This is a genomic window from Yersinia kristensenii, assembly GCF_900460525.1.
Lineage (GTDB): Bacteria > Pseudomonadota > Gammaproteobacteria > Enterobacterales > Enterobacteriaceae > Yersinia > Yersinia kristensenii.
Window position 1 is genome coordinate 167,284 of sequence record NZ_UHIY01000001.1, and the last position, 18,565, is coordinate 185,848.

An 18,565-nucleotide genomic window follows, 5' to 3' on the forward strand; every position below is an offset into this window, starting at 1 on the left:
TTGCTAATAGTTTAAATAAAACTCGCTGATTAACGCGCAGAACTCCGGTGAATAGACACCTTCCGATTGACGCAAATCCAATTGCTGGAATTCAGTTTCGCCGGATTGAAGTGATAACATCAACAACATGCGATGTAATGGTTTACCGGGACGATCTCTGATATCAACCTGACAACGGATAAACCAATTTTGTTGTACTGCAAGACGGCTGAGCTCGACACCTAAATCGTGGGGCAAAACCACACAAAAGATACCCTCCTCTGTGATAAGCTTCTCAGCGCAATTTAGTAAAGCATCGTGAGTTAAAGATCCGGTGTAACGTGCGGTATCTCTAGCTTCATCGCGACAAGCAACCGCCGGAGCAAAATAAGGTGGATTACTGACAATCAGGTCATATTGATGAAGATGGTTTTCAGCGAACTGGTGTACATCTTGCTCATAAATACGAACCCGATCCGCCCACGGCGATTGCGCCACGTTGCTGATGGCTTGCTGCGCCGCCTCGGGCTCCAGCTCTACACCGTCAATGATGACTTCTGATGCCGAGCGCTGGGCTATCATCAAAGCAATAAGCCCGCTGCCGCAGCCAATATCCAGCACTTTGCGCGCGTTTTCTACCGGTACCCAGGCACCCAGTAGGACACCATCTGTGCCCACTTTCATCGCGCAGCGATCATGTGCCACAAAGAATTGTTTAAACGTGAAGCCACCACCACGCAACGCCGGTTTTTTTTTCAATTGCTCGCTCATATTAGTCACCTAAATCTACAACCGGCGTAGCATAGGACAATATGATTGCAGGGAAAAGACATCATTACCGCTTAAACAGGTGAAGAATTCGGCTAACCCGTCTATAATCGGCGCCCCAAGTAGAGGAAGACCATGACTGTAACCACTTTTTCCGAACTCGATCTCGATGAACGCCTCATTGACGCACTGCGCGACAAAGGCTATGAGCGCCCGACTGCCATTCAAGCTGCGGCTATTCCCCCCGCTATGGATGGGCGTGATGTATTGGGTTCGGCGCCCACAGGTACGGGCAAAACTGCCGCCTTTTTGCTGCCAGCCTTGCAGCATTTGCTGGATTTCCCACGCAAAAAATCTGGCCCACCACGAATTTTGATCCTGACGCCAACCCGTGAATTGGCGATGCAGGTTGCGGATCAAGCCCGTGAACTGGCTAAGCATACCCAACTGGATATCGCGACGATTACCGGTGGTGTGGCTTATATGAATCACGCGGAAGTCTTTAGTGAAAATCAGGATATTGTGGTAGCGACAACTGGCCGCTTGCTGCAATACATCAAAGAAGAAAACTTTGACTGTCGGGCAGTAGAAACCCTGATTCTGGACGAAGCTGACCGTATGCTTGATATGGGCTTCGCCCAAGATATTGAAACTATCTCGGCAGAAACCCGCTGGCGCAAGCAAACCTTACTCTTCTCGGCCACATTGGAAGGGGAAGCTATTCGTGAGTTTGCAGAGCGTATCCTGACTGAGCCGGTAGAACTGGAAGCTGACCCATCACGCCGCGAACGTAAAAAAATTCAGCAATGGTATTACCGCGCTGACGATATTGAACACAAAACGGCCTTGCTGGTGCATTTACTTAAGCAACCGGAAGTACAGAAATCCATTATTTTCGTGCGTACCCGTGAAAAAGTGCACCAATTGGTCAGTTGGTTACGTGAAGCCGGAATTAACGCCTGGTTCCTTGAGGGCGAAATGGTACAGGCCAAGCGCACCGAAGCCGTGATTCGTTTAAGTGATGGCCGGGTTAATGTTCTGGTGGCGACTGATATTGCTTCACGCGGCTTGGATATCGACGATATCAGCCATGTATTCAACTTCGATCTGCCGCTAACCGCTGACGTCTATCTTCACCGCATTGGTCGTACTGGCCGTGCAGGGCGTAAAGGTGTCGCTATTTCACTGGTTGAAGCGCATGACCACCTATTGCTAGGCAGAATTGGCCGTTATCTGAAAGAGCCACTGAAGCCACGTGTGATTGATGAACTGCGGCCAACCAGCAAAGCACCGAGTGAAAAAAGCACCGGAAAACCATCTAAAAAGGTTTTAGCGAAGCGTAAAGAGCTAAAAGAAGCCGGTAAAGAGAAAGCAAAAGTTAAAGTTCGTCATCGCGACGCTAAAAATGTGGGTAAGCGCCGTAAGCCAAAAGACAAACCAGAAACTAAGAGTGCGGGTTAACTCGCACCCTGACAAAAAAGCCGCTTATCAACAGCGGCTTTTTTATTGTTTATCAACTAGATGAACGCTACAGAACTACGTTTTTCGTTGGAGTGTCATTTTTGTATTTCAACCCAAACGAGCAAATTAAACGCTATTGCTGATAAACCTCTGCAAGTTTTTTACCTCGAAGCCAGGCATTCAATTGCTGATGTTTTTGCTGCATTTCGGCGCTTTGGATATTCAGCGGTGTCATCGCTAAATACTGTTGAAATGTCGCCCCCTGCTTATTACGCACTTCAGGATCAGCCCCTGCTTTTAACAAACGTAATGCTAAATCCGGTGCATTACTTTTACCCGCCAGATGCAGCGGCGTATCCCCCATACGATCGGCAATATTAGGATCAACACCAGCAACCAACAACAGGATCACTTGGATCTCGCGCCCGGCCATAATTGCTGTAGCCAAAGGCGTCGCGAGTGTCACACTATTTCGGGCATCAGGCCGAATATTGCTTTCAAGTAGAATCTGCATGTAATGCGCACCTTGTATACTGGCAGCAGTATGCCATGCGGTATTTCCCTGCATTCCCGGCTGAAATGGATCGGCATGCTCTCGCACTAATGCCGCCAGACTTTCGGGTTGTTGATTAAGGATGGCCCACTGCATTAGCGTCACGTTCTGTTTACCTTGCTGTTGCAACAGCGTTTTATTGGCTAACTGATGGATCTGATCCACATCTCCGTGAACAATCGCATCTGCAATCGGTATGACTGATGGATCAGTAAAAGCAATATTAATCTCTGTCATTGCCTGCCCCTCAAAACTGATTAATGGCATCAAAACACCGTAGATAGCGTAACGCAAATGGCGTTTCACTCTCATTGTCAGTGTCGATTCAGGCATACTGCCGCTCCCAAGGTTTTTGTTCACTCATGGAACTGAGTACTTTATCAATACCATGTGCCGCAAGGCGACGTTCGAGGTGCTTATGGGGCAACCAATCATTCACCCCAGAGAGCTTATCGCTATTTACCAAGGTAATTTTATGGCCAATAGCATCAGGAATAAGCGAGGTAGACTCTTGAGTATCTGTCAGTAGGTCATATTGCTCACTATAGCGCCGCACACCACCATTCTCCGCGGACTGTCGCGCCTGAGCAGGATTTAACCCCAAGCGATTTAATGTATGGTCGGAAACACCTGCGGCATTAAACGTCACAGCAAAAGTCCCGCTGGCTAATGCCGCTGTAGTTGCCAGTCCACCGCCTAATGAATGCCCGGTAATCACTAATGCATCACCAAATGCCATTTTGGCTGTTTTCCCCAAAGCAACCGCCTGATTATATTGAATATCCTCATAACCCGTCGCTTGCCGAATATTACTTAACCAATCCTGAATATCATTCGTCCCGGCGAAAGAGAGAACATACTGCTGATTATCACTGTAAATTCCGGCCTGAAAACCAGAGGCGCTATCAGATAAACTGGCTGGATCAATACCTGCGGAGAGTAACGCATTGTCACTCAAACGTGTAAATCCGCTCAGACTTCCAGCAACAGGAGCGTAAACATCTTTAGCGAGCAATGCTAATGAATAGTCAGCTGACTGTGATCCTTGCCCGCTTATGATAGGAACATTATTACTCCCGGCAGAGGCTTCGTGACTACGTGGCAAGCTAAGATTAGCGAGCATGCTGTAATACAGCTCATGACCCGCCTGAGTGGTGGGGGATATCGTGGATTCTCTTTGAACCAACCCCCCACTCTTCTCTGGGATATTGACCTGTTCCAATGGGTTTGCTTGGCTCATCAATCCTGCTAATGGAACAGGTCTGGCCAAACTGACAGATATGCTCATGCCAACTCCTTGTCATAGATAATTCCAATATTGAGTTAGGCTCAATAGCTTTATCTATCGACACGTCGGATGAGTTCTTAAATAGATTTGATAAGATTTATTTATATAAGTTGAATATTGTGATCACAGTCTAACTTCCCGACCAATAAATCACAGGAACAAAAAAGGGAGCCGAGAGGCTCCCTTTACATTCTAAAACTTAATGTTTAGAAAATTAATTGCTATGACAAGAATTACAGACTTTCAGTGAAAGTACGAGTAATCACATCACGCTGTTGTTCTGGTGTCAGTGCGTTGAAACGTACAGCATAACCGGATACACGAATCGTCAACTGAGGATATTTCTCTGGATGTTTGACTGCATCTTCCAGTGTTTCGCGGCGCAGAACGTTGACGTTCAAATGCTGACCACCTTCAACACGTACAGTTGGCTGAACTTCCAGCGGAACTTCACGATATTCGATCTGGCCTAACTCACTGGCCGGAACGATTTGATCTTCGGCGTAACCAGCTTTAGCGCAAACACAGCGCAATTCAGATTTTTCATCATCTAACAGCCAGAAAGAGTTCAGCAAGGCTTCATTGTTAGCTTTAGTAATTTGAATACCAGTAATCATTTGGGGCCTCCGTAATACGGCTATAAATTCCAAGGGGAAAAAACTATCTTGGTTATTTGGTAAAACCATTGTTGTCTTATTGTTCTGTATACCAGTCAAACCACTGCATTTCTTTGACATAAATCAATCTTTTAACCCACGTGGCAATCATGTCATAGGCAAATTTATGTTTTATATCAATTTTATCAATCTGACTTACAGCAATTTTTTTTGTGAATTTTCAACATTTTTTGCATAAAAAGGTCAAAAAAACATCATCACATCACAGACGCTGGTTTAACAGTTTCACTCACAGGTTTGAAACGGTAAGCTAGCGCATATCAATATATTAGAGAAACCAAGGAGAGTGATTATGCCCGCCTCCCTTAGCTGGCACGATGTGATCGGCCACGAAAAAGAGCAACCTTACTTTAAAGATACGCTGGCCTATGTAGCAGCAGAACGCAGTGCTGGCAAAATCATCTACCCGCCACAAAAAGATGTCTTTAATGCCTTTCGCCTGACTGAATTGAATCAGGTCAAAGTCGTTATTTTGGGCCAAGACCCATACCACGGCCCTAATCAGGCTCATGGACTCTCATTTTCCGTCTTACCCGGCGTACCCGCACCGCCCTCTTTGGTCAACATCTACAAAGAGCTCGCCACTGATATTCCCGGCTTCCAGCGCCCTAACCATGGTTTTTTACAAAGCTGGGCTGAGCAAGGTGTATTGCTACTCAATACTGTGCTGACGGTCGAAGCAGGTAACGCACACTCTCACGCCAACCTTGGCTGGGAAACCTTTACCGATAAAGTCATTGCGGCGCTGAATGAACATCGTGATGGTGTGATTTTTATGCTGTGGGGAGCGCATGCGCAGAAAAAGGGTCGAATCATTGATACCCAGCGCCATTTTATTTTGAAAGCTCCACACCCATCCCCCCTCTCCGCACATCGTGGCTTTCTTGGCTGTAAACACTTTTCACAAGCTAACCAACTATTGCAGCAGCATGGTCAGCAACCCATTGACTGGCAACCTAAGCTGCCAACGGCAGAATAAAACGTCATTTGCTAAAAAGAAAAGCAAAAAAGGCACCCATAAAGGTGCCTTTTATCTATCAGAACACCTTAAGCTTTTGCTTTAGATACCGCGACCATCGCCGGGCGTAACAAGCGGCCATTCAGCGTATAGCCTTTCTGCATCACCATCATCACGTGGTTTGGTTCGTGATCAGCAGATTCAAGCATCGTCATAGCCTGATGAACTTCAGGGTTAAACGGTACATTTGTCTCGCTGACAACTTGAATACCGTATTTACCTACGGCATCAAGCAATGATTTTAGGGTCAGTTCGACACCTTCTATCATCGCAGTCAATTCCTCATTGGTTTTGTCAGCAGTATCCAGAGCGCGCTCTAGATTGTCGATCACTGGCAATAATTCAGATGAGAATTTTTCCAATGCAAATTTATGCGCCTTTTCAACATCCTGTTCAGTGCGACGACGGATATTCTCAACTTCAGCCTTGGCACGTAGCAAACTTTCTCGCTCACGCTGTAAGGCCGCAGCCAACTGCACTTCAAGCTCGGCAACACGCGGATCTAAACCTTCACCCGTCTCTTGTGTTGCTTCCACTTGCTGCTCTGCTGCATTTTCCATTTCTTCCGAGACTTGCTCGTTTGGGGCTTTCTGTTCTTTACTACTCATGGATATCTCCGCGTTTTAGCATTAATCTCGCTACTTGGCTTATTATGGGGATCAAAACCGGGGATTCAAGGGAACCGGTCATAATGTGGGGTAAAAGACACCCCTGTGAGGAAAATCACGGCAATGAATAATAAAAGATTCAATTGTATTGGTATCGTCGGTCACCCACGCCACCCGGCTGCACTTGCCACCCATGAAATGCTCTACCACTGGTTAATCGCCAGGGGATATGACGTGATGGTTGAACAACAGATTGCTAACGATCTCAATTTAACCGATGCCGTTACAGGTAGTTTGGCGGATATTGGCCAAAAAGCTGACTTAGCCGTCGTGGTCGGGGGTGATGGCAATATGCTGGGTGCCGCTCGGGTACTTGCCCGCTATGATATCAAAGTGATCGGTGTCAACCGAGGCAATCTGGGCTTTTTGACCGATTTAGACCCCGATAATGCGCAACAACAACTTTCCGATGTGCTGGAAGGTGAATACCTCAACGAACAACGTTTCTTACTAGAAGCACAAGTCACGCGAACAGACCAGCAAAGCCGGATAAGTACCGCAATCAATGAGGTCGTTTTGCACCCAGGCAAAGTAGCCCATATGATCGAATTCGAAGTATATATCGATGATCGCTTTGCATTTTCTCAACGTTCTGATGGCCTGATCATTGCCACTCCCACCGGTTCAACCGCTTATTCCCTCTCAGCAGGAGGCCCTATATTGACACCAACACTGGATGCTATCGTTTTGGTTCCCATGTTCCCACATACTCTAACCGCTCGCCCACTCGTCATTAATAGTAGCAGTACCATCCGCCTTAAATTTTCCCAAATCACCAGTGACCTGGAAATTAGTTGTGACAGCCAGATAGCACTGCCAATTCAGGAGGGTGAGGAAGTTTTAATTCGGCGCAGTGATTTCCATCTCAATCTTATTCATCCTAAGGACTACAGCTATTTCAATACGTTAAGTACAAAGTTGGGGTGGTCAAAAAAATTATTCTGAAAAGTGCCTCAGGGTCTTTACTGTATATAAAACCAGTCTATACTGTATTCAAATACAGACATGTGTTTATGTACAGGAGATTTACCATGCTGGCCCAATTAACCATTAGTAATTTTGCAATTGTACGTGAGTTAGAAATTGATTTTCAGCCCGGAATGACGGCAATTACTGGTGAAACAGGGGCGGGTAAATCCATAGCTATAGATGCATTGGGGCTGTGCCTTGGCAGCCGTTCAGACGGCAGTATGGTACGTTTAGGGGCAACTCGTGCCGATATTTGTGCTCGTTTCTCACTGGCAGATACTCCATCTGCCCGTCAGTGGTTAGAAAACAACCACCTTGATGATAGCAATGAATGCTTGCTACGCCGCGCTATCGGCACTGATGGCCGCTCAAGGGGATTTATTAACGGAACCGCGGTGCCTTTATCCCAATTGAGGGAACTGGGCCAACATTTGATCCAAATTCACGGCCAGCATGCCCATCAATTATTGCTAAAACCTGACCATCAAAAGCAATTATTGGATGCCTACGCAGGCCAATCTACCTTATTGGCAGAAATGAAAGCGGCTTATCAAAGCTGGCATCAAAGCTGCCGCGCGTTGGCACTGCATCAGCAACAATCGCTGGAACGTAATGCTCGCCACGAGCTATTGCATTATCAGTTAAAAGAATTAAATTCATTTGCCCCACAAGCTGGGGAATATGAACAAATTGATGTCGAATATAAACGCCTGGCTAACAGTGGGCAGTTGTTGTCTCTCAGCCAACAGACATTGCAGCTGCTGTCAGATGACGAACATAATAATATTCTCAGCCAACTTTACTCAGCCAAGAGTCAGTTAACAGAACTGGCAGGAATGGATGAACAATTTAATAATCTGTTGAATATGCTTGAAGAGGCTTCAATCCAAATCAGTGAAGCCAGTGATGAATTACGCCACTATGCCGAACAGTTTGATATGGACCCAAATCGTTTGTATGAACTGGAACAGCGATTATCTCGCCAATTAAATCTGGCCCGTAAGCACCATGTTGCGCCGGAAGATTTACCACAATTTCATCAACAATTGCTCGATGAGCAAGAACAGCTATCACAACAAGAAAATGATCACGAACAACTCAGCCATGTAGTCAATACTCACTATCAGCATGCATTGGCCATCGCCAAACGCTTACATGAAGAACGCCAGCATTATGCTGACGAATTGGCCATGCTGATTACTGAGAGTATGCGCGAACTATCCATGCCACACGGCAAATTCGCCATTGAAACCCTATTTGAACCGGAGCACCTGAGTGCGGAAGGTGCTACCCGAATTGAATTCGGCGTCACCACTAACCCAGGTCAACCACTGCAACCGCTGGCTAAGGTTGCTTCAGGTGGTGAGCTTTCGCGCATTGCATTGGCTATTCAGGTCATTACTGCGCGTAAAATGGATACTCCTGCACTAATCTTTGATGAAGTTGATGTGGGTATTAGTGGGCCAACAGCAGCCATAGTAGGCCGCCTATTGCGCCAGTTAGGCGAATCTACTCAAGTGATGTGTGTGACTCATCTCCCCCAAGTTGCAGGTTGTGGCCATCAACATTTCTTTGTGAGTAAACAAACTGACGGCACTGAAACCGAAACCCATATGCATCGGTTAGATAAAAAAGCCCGCTTGCAAGAGTTGGCGCGCCTTCTGGGCGGTAGTGAAGTGACGAAAAACACCTTGGCAAATGCAAAAGAATTGCTCGCAGCATAGAAAAGATTAACTTTTTTCCTTTCTAGAGGTCATACAGGTGCCCTGTAAAGGTTTCCAACTGCTGCAAGGTCTATTATCATCGTCATCCTACGCCCTAAAGGAATGTGATTACTATGCGCTGTAAAATGCTGACTGCCACCGCTGTGATGCTTGCAATGCTTACTGCGGGTTGTTCAACGCTGGAGAAGGTGGTCTACCGGCCTGATATTAATCAGGGTAACTATTTATCACCTAATGATGCGTCCAAAATTCATAAGGGTATGACCCAGCAACAAGTGGCATATACCTTAGGTACCCCAATGTTGCAGGATCCGTTTGGAACTAAAACGTGGTTTTATGTATTCCGTCAGCAACCTGGTCACGAAAAAGTTACGCAACAAACATTAACGTTGACCTTTGATAGCAGTGGTGTGCTAACTGATATCAAAAATGAACCAACGCTAGTAGCAAATTGATTTATCCGACGATTGCAGAACAGGTTGAGGAAAGGATTACTGATTAGGGTTTTAGGTACAAAAACCTATTAATGCTTACGCAGCCACACAATGGTTCAGGTTATTCTTCAATGGCAGTCCAGGGCTACAACAAAAAATAAGGCGCAGATTGTGCCTTATTTTTTTGCTTGTTCAGCACGCTGCCGTCGCAACTCTTTAGGATCCGCAATTAATGGGCGATATATCTCGACTCTATCACCATCATTAAGCTTATCGCCAAGCTTAACCGGACGACTATAAATACCCACTTTATTTTTTGTTAGATCAATATCTGGTCGCAATTCAAGCAGACCTGAAGCTCTGATTGCCTCCTCAACGGTGCTTCCTCCGTCAAGAGAAACAACCCGCAAATATTGGCGTTCAGGTAAGGCATAAACTACCTCAACGCGAATATCAGACACTGTAAACCTCTTTAGCCCTTTGGGTGAATGCTTGCACCATATTACCAGCTAGTTCCTTGAATACTCTACCAAAAGCTAACTCAATCAGCTTATTAGTAAATTCAAAATCAAGGTGCAATTCAACTTTACAGGCATCTGCACTCAGTGGAGTAAAATACCACCCTCCCATTAACTTACGAAACGGTCCATCCACCAGTTGCATATCGATACTCTGGTTATCAGTTAATGTATTACGTGTCGTGAAAGTTTTACTTATTCCGGCTTTAGCAACATCGACAGCAGCCGTCATTTCATTTTCGGTAGCATCAAGGACCCGGCTTCCAGTACAACCCGGTAAAAATTCTGGATAAGAGTGAACATCATTAACCAGTTGATACATCTGTTCTACGCTAAATGGAACCAACGCAGAGCGGCTAATCTGTGGCATAACATTTCCTGTGAGACATAAAACGTACTTATAATACCATTTATCTACCGCCAGACAAAAAATCTGCCAGGCATTCTTCACAACAAATGAGACAAAATGCACAGGCATCCTGCGGGAAAGGATTTCATTCGCCTCCGCATACAGTATAATGATCAATACTATGACAAAGAAAAAAGCATACAAACCCGGTTCCGCAACCATTGCGCAAAATAAACGCGCCCGCCATGAATACTTCATTGAAGAAGAGTTCGAGGCAGGTCTTTCACTGCAAGGTTGGGAAGTAAAATCTCTGCGTGCTGGAAAAGCCAACATTAGTGATAGCTACGTAACCTTTAGAAACGGTGAGGCATTTTTGTTTGGTGCCACAATTACGCCGTTAAACGTGGCATCGACGCATGTTGTCTGTGAGCCAATGCGTACCCGTAAACTGCTACTCAACAAACGCGAGCTGGACTCACTGATTGGTAAAGTTAATCGCGACGGTTTTACCGTTGTTGCTCTTTCCGTATATTGGAAAAACGCTTGGGTTAAAGTTAAAATCGGTGTCGCCAAAGGTAAAAAAGATCACGATAAACGCGATGATATTAAAGATCGTGAGTGGAAGTTAGACAAAGCCCGCATCATGAAGCACGCAAATCGTTAAGTGACTGGCTTAACAGGACATAGTTCTGTTATACTAGCGAAGTTCTTTGGGGCTGATTCTGGATTCGACGGGATTCGCGAAACCCAAGGTGCATGCCGAGGTGCGGAGGCCTCGTAAAAAACCGCAAAAAAAATAATTGCAAACGACTCGCAATACGAATCTGCTGCTTTAGCAGCTTAATCAGCCTAAGAAACTGAAGATTCCCTCTCTCCCTAGCCTCCGCTCTTAGGACGGGGATCAAGAGAGGTCAAACCTAAAAGAGATCGCGTGGACACCTTGCCTGGGGTGAAAGCGTTAAACCCAATCAGGATAGTTTGTTAGTAGCGTGTCCGTCCGCAGCTAACCGGCGAATGTAATGACTGGACTAAGCATGTAGTGCCGACGGCGTAGTAATTTCGGACGGGGGTTCAAATCCCCCCAGCTCCACCACTTTTGATAGGACAGTGACCGGACAGTATCATATAAACCAGTAACTTATGATAAATGACCGGACGAAGCACTGACCTAGTTTGGACCAAAAAGGATACGCAAAAGATACGCGGCTCCTTTGACGATTAAAAAACCTCTGCTAACCCAGAGGTTTTTTTTCGCCTATATTGCCCTGAACTTACTCAACTGTTAGATGCTCTATTTTATCATTCATCTAACTACAGGTAACTCAGACCAGCGAGTCGTGTAAGCTGGCGATAGCATCTCTCGTTTCATCTGCCATGCTTTCTGTATGCCCTGCGCCGCAAACCACACCTTTCCTTTGCCTGATTTATTGATATCGTCCAGAACTGCCATTAACGCGGCGCTGTTAACCTTTGGCCGGTTATCATCGAACAATCCCAGTTGAGCTATACCCTGACTGTAAAAATCACCCAGCATCACTCCACCCTTTTGATAGCGATAGCCGTCTTTCCAGATCGCATCGAGACAGCCGACAGCGGCGGCAATGATGTCACGCGAGTCCTGCGTGGGGATATGAAGCTTAGTGCTCACCATGTTCCCGTAGTAAAGCTCATTCAATGCAAAAGGGCTGGTTTTGATAAAAGCTGATATGTGTCGGCAGTATTGATGCTCGCCGCGCAACTTCTCAGCAGCACGGCCAGCATACCCACAGATGGCCTCACGCATATCCTGATAATCCGTGATCCGCTCCCCGAAAGACCGACTGCAAACAATCTGCTGTTTGGTAGGTGCGAACTCTTCAAGCTCCAGGCATTGCTCACCGTTGAGCTCTCTGACCGTTCTTTCTAACACCACATTGAAATTTTTACGCACAAATTGAGAGTTTGTATCTGCTAGCTGTAACGCTGTGTTAATGCCCAGTAGATTTAGCTTTTTGCCAATCCTCCGGCCAATTCCCCAGATATCTTGAACCGGCGTTATTGCGAGTAACTTACGCTGCCTATCAGGATCTGATAAATCCAGCACACCACCGGTTCGAGTCCACTGCTTAGCTGCGTGATTAGCCAATTTAGCGAGGGTTTTGGTTTGTGCGATACCAACCCCAACAGTAAGCCCTGTCCACTGCAATACGCGCTGTCGGATATTACGCCCAAACTTATCCAGGCTCATACAATTATTGATGCCAGTTACATTGAGAAACGCTTCATCAATTGAGTATATTTCCGTAGCCGGTGACATGGTTTCCAGTACCGTCATGACCCGGTTAGACATATCAGCATAAAGTTCATAATTACTGCTAAACGTCACAACACCGTGCTGTTGAATTAACCCTTTTATCTTGAAATAGGGTTCGCCCATTCTTATGCCAACAAGTTTTGCTTCGCGGCTGCGAGCTATCACACAGCCATCGTTGTTCGAAAGTACAACAATCGGCTTTCCCTGCAAGTCCGGCCGGAAAACAGACTCACAGGACGCATAAAACGAATTCACATCAGCGAGGGCAAACATTTGCAGCATCGTTAATAACGTATTTCACCACACCGAAAGTTTCTAAATCGTCACCTCCGTCACTCAAAACAATGGGTGCATAGTCTGGGTTCATCGCTTCCAGCTGTACAACCGGATGTAAGCACAGCTTTTTCACTGTGAACTCTCCACCAACGGCCGCAATAATAATATCGCCATGTTGTGCCGTGACACTCCGATCGACAACAAGCAGTGAGCCGTCATAGATACCGGCCCCGGTCATTGAATTGCCCGACACCCGCACAAAGTAAGTTGCGGCCGGGTGAGCAATACATAGCTCATTCAGATCCAATGGTCGCTCGACATAATCCGCGGCTGGGCTGGGAAAGCCAGCAGGAATTGTCTCGTTAAACAACGGGATAAGAACGATTTCACGAAGCTGAGAAAGATTGTAAAAAATCATCATCCACATCTATAATTAACTGTATATGCATACAGTGTAATCAATGAGATTTTTCTTGTGAAGTGAGGTTTTGATAGTTTTAACTAAGACGCTGGATCTACTAAGAAGATTTATTCAGGAACGACTGGCCACTCGATATCCGGCGATAGTGAAACGTTGATGCTTTTCACTTTCACTCGATATTGCTTCCATATTTTCAAGTCTGAACGAAGTTGCACCGGCACATCATCACCGCCCTCTTCCAGTGCTTCAATTTCATCTGACAGCGCATCAATCATGTTTGATGCATGAGACATGATAGTCGATTTTTCTGTGTTAGCTGCTGCAATATGAAATGCTTTAGCGTGCTCAATATCAGCAGCCGTCGGGCCATCTGTTTCGACCCACTTACCGCCATACCACTCCCCCGTTTCTAGATTTTTTGCTGCGTTTTGATATTGAGCTTTGTAATAGCCATCACCCACTAAATCCTTTGTCCAATTGGATGGTAAATCGCCTTGAACGTGGTCTTCTAAATAAAAACCGGCATTATCTAATTTGTTTATTTTCATAGATATATCACTCTAAAGAAAAACATAAGCTAACACCGGCAACGGAGCCAGGGGCTACGTCGTATATGGTGCCATTACCATTCGTTCCGATTGTTAATCGCGGAACAGAAGTTGCCGGGTTCGATGGAGTTCCTGCGATACTCGTTACAAAAGTTGCTTTAGTCGGTCTATAACCTGCTGGCAACGTGAACGCAATAGATGCTGCCGCGCCACCAGATATATACATTTCAATGAAAATCAAACCCAAAACTTTTCGATATACAGCGCGGGCGGCGAACCCCACGGGCAATATCCACCCGTTTAGTAGAGTGAGATTAATCCACTGCGTATTAACAATCTTGCTTGCTGTGAATGCATCATTGCTCAATGTATCAAACTGCTGTTTTGTTACTAAGCTTGAAAAAGACGGTATAACTACACTTGTCCCATCCGGTGCAATTATTGTTACATTGCCGGTGCCTGTCATTATCTTTTGCCAGCCATCCATCTGAGATTGATAATAACTTAACTGTGCAGCTAATCTTCTTGCGAAATCAGGAAATGAATCATTGTAAAATGAAACTATTGCATATGCACCGGATAAGGCGGGGGATGGTATTGTGACAAGTCTTAATTTAGTATCACTATCAACAGCTAATATTTCATACATCTTAACTGGGCCGTCGCCCGGCACTAATAACATCTGCCCAGCCCCGATACCCATCTTATTATCTAGCCACTTTGTTCCAACACCAGTAATCACATTACCGGCGCTTGTAATTGTTCCTGCTCTATACCAAGCCATAAATTGTTCTCACTATTATTTGTAATTAACTAGTCCAGTTGCCATTAAGTTTTTGGAGTTCGTATATTGAATTTATGTAGCCACATTGTTCGGGCCAACACGAACTCCACCACTTCCTTTTTTGCAGACTAATACCGTTGCATTAAATAATGGCGGAACATTAGAACTTCCCCCGCTAAAATTATTATATCTAATGCTTAAAACATCACGACCACCCACATTTGTAGATGGTATATTAAAAGAAACACCACCGACTGTTTGAGCCGGAGTTGCAGACCCTCCGGTTACAAAATTAAGTAAATTAATTCCATTTACATAAACGCCCAAATCGTTACCGCCATAAATGGATCCCCAAGTTACATCTCCATTTATAATTAATGTTCTATCAAAATCCGCAGAATCAAAAGAAAAAACGCTCCATAATACGCCGCTTGGCACCCGTTCCGTGACACTTCCCGTCACTACTCCAGTTGATGTTATATATCCTTTTAAATGCGTTCCCTGTACAACATCACCAATGATTTTTCGTGCATAAATAGTGCCACCAAAATACCCATCATTACTCTCAATTGTTCCGCTAAATTTACCCGCTGTTGCGTATACCGTTCCGCGAATAGTAACGTTATTAAATTCAGCATTACCAGATTTATCTATTATCCAGCCCAGCATGCCAACAACGTAATTATTGGACATAATATACTGACCAATTTTCGCGTTACTAACAGTTCCGTCTTGTATAAATGCCGCAGCAATATATGTCTGTCCGTTGACGACTGCCCACGGTGAAAATTTATTGCCCTCTGGCCCGCTTAAGAGAATGAAGCTGTCCGCATTAAATCCAATTTGAGACTTAACAACACCATTAGACACTTCAACGCCGATAACCATCCCAGCATCATAGTATCTTCCGTTATAATTAACGCCCGCCTTAATACTATAAAGGGCACTACCTCCCGTTGAGTTAAACACCGTAGTTGCTTTGGTCTGTATTACCGCGTCTTGTTCGCCAAATTTAACAGAAGTTTGAGTTTTGAATTCAGAGAATGCTCTTTCAGCATCAGATTGAGCCGTCCTTATGTCTGTTATTGATGAATTAACACCGTCAAATGACGTAATAACGGCTAATTGATATTCAGCAAATGATTTTTCAGCATCAGCCTGAACCCTGCGAACTTCAATTATCCCTGCTCTATTCTCACCGTAATGAGCCCATTTTGTTATTGCATCTTCGCTATTAGCTAATGAGTTTTCGATAATTGCATCTGTATTACTTTCAATCTTACTTGTTAATTCTTTTCCGGTTTCGCTAGAAAGAAACTCATCGCCAATGGCTTCTAGAATCGGCCCAGCGTCCGCGCTTGACATGCCTTGAATCCAGCCCGTCCACGGTGACTGGTTTCCGGATTTATCTACTATCCGGGCGCGGAAATAGAATACCTGCCCCGCCCTTAATCCCTGCATTGTGTAGTTGCGCTGCGGATGCGGCACATCACTCAACAGCATGGCATCAGTGCCATTTGCTGACAGACTGTATTGAATCTCTGTTTTTAGGGCATCTTCCGCGCCAGCCGGATAGCCCCAATTCAATGTTATGCCGAATATGATGCTTGTGGCCGCAAAGCCCACAGGCATAGGAGGGTTTCCCTCTTTACCGTTTAAGGCTGTTTCAGTGGCGTTGGCCCAGATACTTGATATCTCAGCCGCATTGATAGCCCTGACTCTGCACTGATAGCGCCCGGCGTAAATACCCGTAACATCAAAGCTACGTGTAGACGTGCGCGGGGCGGCGATCCAGTTGCCATTATCGCGCCGCCACTCGGCCTCGTAAGCAATTGCACTTTCAGCGGCATCCCATTCTACATGCAAGGTGGTGACAGCAAGCCCTTGGGCTATTGCAGAAAAACTGGTTATTTCAATGTTTTTTGGTGGCGGCTGAACACCTGGTGGGATTACGCTAATCGGGCGATCTTCAATAATTGCGCCGCTTTCTATCTTGGCCCATTTATTTTCATCGTACTCAATAGCATTAATTTCATAGGCTATATCCTTCTCTGTTGATGCGTCCTTGATGCCAACAACGCGATAGAGCTGTACTGCCAGATCATCGGCATCAACACTCCAGGCACATTCAGCGGCAGGTAATTCACTGTATGCAACACTAACAGTGACTACTTTATCATTCACTGATTGCACCGTTCTCGCCTGCGCCACCCCGCTCGGAAGGTTAACAATAAGGCGATCCCCTGGCTTTGCGTCAGGCTTGCGATCAAGGGTAACATTGCGCCCGACTGCGCTACTTATGCGCCCTCCAAGCACTCGCCCAGCCAATAGCTGATCTGCAACCCCAACAACCCAACCCGGCAAGGGAATGCGGCCCTCAAGCCCCACAGTGAACGAAACCGCCCTATCCTTTTCATTGGTATAGAGAACCCACTTACCCCGGCGAATAGCCTCACTGCGCCGAGTACAGCCTATTGCCGTTATGTCAGCATTTAAAGTACCGTAACGCCTAACTAGGGACCGAACGACGACAGGTTCAATATCATCCTGATAACGGTTGTCAGGGTTTGAATATGACACCATAGCCTGGCTGTAATGGGTTCGCTCACTGGCCGAGCTATACTGAAAACCATCTTTCACATTAGCGCGAGAGTAAACCATATCAACCGGACGGCTCATATCGGCCAGCGCCCTGATCTCGCCGCCAGCCCAATAGAACATGCCAGAAAATATACTAATGATGTCACTCAGAACGTTAATTGCATCTTCTTGCCCTTGGATATAAACATCACATAGGTGGCGAGGCTCGGTACCGCCGCGACCGTCAGGGACAAGCTGATCACAATATTTTGCTATCTCGTACAATTCCCATTTTGAGGTTGAGAGATTATTTGCCTTAATCCATTGGCCCAGCCCATATTCCTCATTAATGCAGAGGTCATAGAAAATCCAGGCTGGGTTATTGGTCCATGCCCATTTAAATGTGCCATCCCAAACACCGGAATAAGTTCTGTTAATAGGATCATAATTTGATGGGACGCGAATTATGTCCATTTTTGGTTTGCACGTTATTGTCGGGATGTTCTGGAACTGTTTTGCATCAAACTGGATATACAGCAACGCCAGATTCGGGTAGCGCAATTTTGCGTCAACAATTTCGACGACGGCATCAACTAACATCCGATCGGCAACCCGGGCTGTATTTGTAGTATTTGGTGTTATCCTCCGAACGCGGATCTGCCAACCCTCTGTTGACGCGGGCAAATCAATACGGTGAGAGCGTGGGTACCCCGTTGTTGATTTACCATCGACCGCAGACCGTAAAACCTCATTGTAAGCCCCGCCACCGGTTGCTAAATCAATCGCGTACTCCACTCGATATCCAACAACATCGCCATTATCGAGCTGTTGCTGCAATACCGGCCATGACAGGCGAACGCGCACGGCAGAGAGATCAGTATTGGTGATTGCCTTAACCCATGGAGTTTCATATTTCAGCTCAACGCCCACAGCAATGTCATTCTGAACATCTGGCATTCCCTGAATATAAGTTTGATGCTGGGTTCCAGGGCGAAACTCCCACTGCACACCGGGAAAATTGACACTGCCGTCCGCATTGCCGATTGGCGTCCCATCCAGAAAAATACGAGTATTATCCAGCCCACCAACCCACTCACCATGGCCCAATACCAGCAGCATCTTTGCAAATGAAGTAGCAATTAATGAATCCGGTGATTCAACCGGAGTATGACTGTCTGAACCACCCGCCTTTTTACCAACAATTGCCGACATACTTTTCTCCAGGCGAAAAAAAACCGCCCGGAGGCGGTTCAATAT

General features: G+C 45.8%; 18 protein-coding genes and 1 other RNA gene. 7 read left to right on the plus strand and 12 right to left on the minus strand.

Translation table 11 applies throughout. From position 1 onward, the window contains the following. Nucleotides 1-3 precede the first annotated feature (3 nt). The gene (gene trmN / locus DX162_RS00710) at nucleotides 4-750 is read right to left on the minus strand and encodes a tRNA(1)(Val) (adenine(37)-N(6))-methyltransferase TrmN (RefSeq protein WP_004390506.1); all 747 of its coding nucleotides are present in this window, start codon (nucleotides 748-750) and stop codon (nucleotides 4-6) included. Nucleotides 751-882: 132 nt separating this feature from the next. On the opposite strand from trmN, the gene srmB reads away from it, so the two are divergent. Continuing rightward, nucleotides 883-2,208 (plus strand): ATP-dependent RNA helicase SrmB, encoded by a 1,326-nt coding sequence (gene srmB / locus DX162_RS00715; protein WP_004390505.1) that lies wholly within the window; start codon nucleotides 883-885, stop codon nucleotides 2,206-2,208. Nucleotides 2,209-2,341: 133 nt separating this feature from the next. Here srmB and DX162_RS00720 read toward each other — a convergent pair whose 3' ends face one another. The 3 genes from DX162_RS00720 to grcA all read right to left on the minus strand — a co-directional run bounded on the left by DX162_RS00720 (nucleotide 2,342) and on the right by grcA (nucleotide 4,666). After that, entirely contained in the window at nucleotides 2,342-2,998 is a 657-nt protein-coding gene (locus tag DX162_RS00720) for an ankyrin repeat domain-containing protein (RefSeq protein ID WP_032819842.1), read from the minus strand. An 88-nt stretch (nucleotides 2,999-3,086) separates the two neighbouring features. Continuing rightward, nucleotides 3,087-4,049, minus strand: a complete 963-nt coding sequence (locus tag DX162_RS00725; protein WP_032819819.1) for a Tle-like phospholipase domain-containing protein — start codon at nucleotides 4,047-4,049, stop codon at nucleotides 3,087-3,089. Nucleotides 4,050-4,282: 233 nt separating this feature from the next. Further along, on the minus strand, nucleotides 4,283-4,666 hold the full coding sequence (gene grcA, locus DX162_RS00730) for an autonomous glycyl radical cofactor GrcA (RefSeq protein WP_004390501.1): 384 nt from the start codon (nucleotides 4,664-4,666) through the stop codon (nucleotides 4,283-4,285). 352 nt (nucleotides 4,667-5,018) lie between these two features. Here grcA and ung point away from each other — a divergent pair, with 352 nt between their 5' ends. Further along, nucleotides 5,019-5,705, plus strand: a complete 687-nt coding sequence (gene ung, locus DX162_RS00735; RefSeq protein WP_032819818.1) for a uracil-DNA glycosylase — start codon at nucleotides 5,019-5,021, stop codon at nucleotides 5,703-5,705. 68 nt (nucleotides 5,706-5,773) lie between these two features. On the opposite strand, the gene grpE is transcribed toward ung, so the two are convergent. Further along, nucleotides 5,774-6,352 (minus strand): nucleotide exchange factor GrpE, encoded by a 579-nt coding sequence (gene grpE, locus DX162_RS00740; RefSeq protein ID WP_004390499.1) that lies wholly within the window; start codon nucleotides 6,350-6,352, stop codon nucleotides 5,774-5,776. Nucleotides 6,353-6,475: 123 nt separating this feature from the next. On the opposite strand from grpE, the gene nadK reads away from it, so the two are divergent. From nadK to bamE, 3 genes are all read left to right on the plus strand, one after another. Then, the gene (gene nadK / locus DX162_RS00745) at nucleotides 6,476-7,357 is read left to right on the plus strand and encodes an NAD(+) kinase (protein ID WP_032819817.1); all 882 of its coding nucleotides are present in this window, start codon (nucleotides 6,476-6,478) and stop codon (nucleotides 7,355-7,357) included. Between the two features lie 86 nt (nucleotides 7,358-7,443). Continuing rightward, nucleotides 7,444-9,105, plus strand: a complete 1,662-nt coding sequence (gene recN, locus DX162_RS00750; protein WP_004390497.1) for a DNA repair protein RecN — start codon at nucleotides 7,444-7,446, stop codon at nucleotides 9,103-9,105. A 113-nt stretch (nucleotides 9,106-9,218) separates the two neighbouring features. Next, nucleotides 9,219-9,560, plus strand: a complete 342-nt coding sequence (gene bamE, locus DX162_RS00755; RefSeq protein WP_032819816.1) for an outer membrane protein assembly factor BamE — start codon at nucleotides 9,219-9,221, stop codon at nucleotides 9,558-9,560. Between the two features lie 155 nt (nucleotides 9,561-9,715). Here the strand turns inward: bamE and DX162_RS00760 are convergent, their stop codons facing one another. Together DX162_RS00760 and DX162_RS00765 are read right to left on the minus strand one after the other, a co-directional pair. Beyond that, the gene (locus DX162_RS00760; RefSeq protein WP_032819815.1) at nucleotides 9,716-10,000 is read right to left on the minus strand and encodes an RnfH family protein; all 285 of its coding nucleotides are present in this window, start codon (nucleotides 9,998-10,000) and stop codon (nucleotides 9,716-9,718) included. Next, nucleotides 9,993-10,427, minus strand: coding sequence for a type II toxin-antitoxin system RatA family toxin (locus tag DX162_RS00765; RefSeq protein ID WP_032819814.1), 435 nt, complete (start codon nucleotides 10,425-10,427; stop codon nucleotides 9,993-9,995). The genes DX162_RS00760 and DX162_RS00765 overlap by 8 nt, the downstream gene beginning before the upstream one ends. 160 nt (nucleotides 10,428-10,587) lie before the next feature. Here DX162_RS00765 and smpB point away from each other — a divergent pair, with 160 nt between their 5' ends. Both smpB and ssrA read left to right on the plus strand, forming a co-directional pair. Beyond that, nucleotides 10,588-11,070, plus strand: coding sequence for an SsrA-binding protein SmpB (smpB, locus tag DX162_RS00770; RefSeq protein ID WP_005166313.1), 483 nt, complete (start codon nucleotides 10,588-10,590; stop codon nucleotides 11,068-11,070). Between the two features lie 48 nt (nucleotides 11,071-11,118). Then, nucleotides 11,119-11,499: a transfer-messenger RNA gene (gene ssrA, locus DX162_RS00775) on the plus strand. A gap of 210 nt (nucleotides 11,500-11,709) precedes the next feature. On the opposite strand, the gene DX162_RS00780 is transcribed toward ssrA, so the two are convergent. The 5 genes from DX162_RS00780 to DX162_RS00800 form a co-directional block, all read right to left on the minus strand. Then, nucleotides 11,710-12,972 carry a Y-family DNA polymerase gene (locus DX162_RS00780; protein WP_032819813.1) on the minus strand — a complete coding sequence of 421 codons (1,263 nt, stop codon included), beginning with the start codon at nucleotides 12,970-12,972 and terminating at the stop codon, nucleotides 11,710-11,712. Beyond that, complete coding sequence (gene umuD / locus DX162_RS00785; protein WP_032819812.1) at nucleotides 12,956-13,393, minus strand: translesion error-prone DNA polymerase V autoproteolytic subunit; 438 nt, start codon at nucleotides 13,391-13,393, stop codon at nucleotides 12,956-12,958. Before umuD ends, DX162_RS00780 begins: the two co-directional genes overlap by 17 nt. A gap of 110 nt (nucleotides 13,394-13,503) precedes the next feature. Continuing rightward, nucleotides 13,504-13,944 carry a tail fiber assembly protein gene (locus DX162_RS00790; protein ID WP_004390490.1) on the minus strand — a complete coding sequence of 147 codons (441 nt, stop codon included), beginning with the start codon at nucleotides 13,942-13,944 and terminating at the stop codon, nucleotides 13,504-13,506. A gap of 7 nt (nucleotides 13,945-13,951) precedes the next feature. Next, nucleotides 13,952-14,728, minus strand: a complete 777-nt coding sequence (locus tag DX162_RS00795) for a hypothetical protein (RefSeq protein ID WP_004390489.1) — start codon at nucleotides 14,726-14,728, stop codon at nucleotides 13,952-13,954. Nucleotides 14,729-14,800: 72 nt separating this feature from the next. Then, complete coding sequence (locus DX162_RS00800; protein ID WP_098080966.1) at nucleotides 14,801-18,520, minus strand: TipJ family phage tail tip protein; 3,720 nt, start codon at nucleotides 18,518-18,520, stop codon at nucleotides 14,801-14,803. Nucleotides 18,521-18,565: the final 45 nt, after the last annotated feature.

Bases quoted from the DNA above. Each gene is read 5' to 3' on its own strand.
- srmB (WP_004390505.1), top strand. From the start codon at position 883: ATGACTGTAACCACTTTTTCCGAACTCGATCTCGATGAACGCCTCATT.
- nadK (WP_032819817.1), top strand. From the start codon at position 6,476: ATGAATAATAAAAGATTCAATTGTATTGGTATCGTCGGTCACCCACGC.
- DX162_RS00765 (WP_032819814.1), bottom strand. From the start codon at position 10,427: ATGCCACAGATTAGCCGCTCTGCGTTGGTTCCATTTAGCGTAGAACAG.
- recN (WP_004390497.1), top strand. From the start codon at position 7,444: ATGCTGGCCCAATTAACCATTAGTAATTTTGCAATTGTACGTGAGTTA.
- bamE (WP_032819816.1), top strand. From the start codon at position 9,219: ATGCGCTGTAAAATGCTGACTGCCACCGCTGTGATGCTTGCAATGCTT.
- umuD (WP_032819812.1), bottom strand. From the start codon at position 13,393: ATGATTTTTTACAATCTTTCTCAGCTTCGTGAAATCGTTCTTATCCCG.
- DX162_RS00800 (WP_098080966.1), bottom strand. From the start codon at position 18,520: ATGTCGGCAATTGTTGGTAAAAAGGCGGGTGGTTCAGACAGTCATACT.
- DX162_RS00780 (WP_032819813.1), bottom strand. From the start codon at position 12,972: ATGTTTGCCCTCGCTGATGTGAATTCGTTTTATGCGTCCTGTGAGTCT.
- DX162_RS00720 (WP_032819842.1), bottom strand. From the start codon at position 2,998: ATGACAGAGATTAATATTGCTTTTACTGATCCATCAGTCATACCGATT.
- smpB (WP_005166313.1), top strand. From the start codon at position 10,588: ATGACAAAGAAAAAAGCATACAAACCCGGTTCCGCAACCATTGCGCAA.
- DX162_RS00795 (WP_004390489.1), bottom strand. From the start codon at position 14,728: ATGGCTTGGTATAGAGCAGGAACAATTACAAGCGCCGGTAATGTGATT.
- grpE (WP_004390499.1), bottom strand. From the start codon at position 6,352: ATGAGTAGTAAAGAACAGAAAGCCCCAAACGAGCAAGTCTCGGAAGAA.
- trmN (WP_004390506.1), bottom strand. From the start codon at position 750: ATGAGCGAGCAATTGAAAAAAAAACCGGCGTTGCGTGGTGGTGGCTTC.
- DX162_RS00725 (WP_032819819.1), bottom strand. From the start codon at position 4,049: ATGAGCATATCTGTCAGTTTGGCCAGACCTGTTCCATTAGCAGGATTG.
- ung (WP_032819818.1), top strand. From the start codon at position 5,019: ATGCCCGCCTCCCTTAGCTGGCACGATGTGATCGGCCACGAAAAAGAG.
- DX162_RS00790 (WP_004390490.1), bottom strand. From the start codon at position 13,944: ATGAAAATAAACAAATTAGATAATGCCGGTTTTTATTTAGAAGACCAC.
- grcA (WP_004390501.1), bottom strand. From the start codon at position 4,666: ATGATTACTGGTATTCAAATTACTAAAGCTAACAATGAAGCCTTGCTG.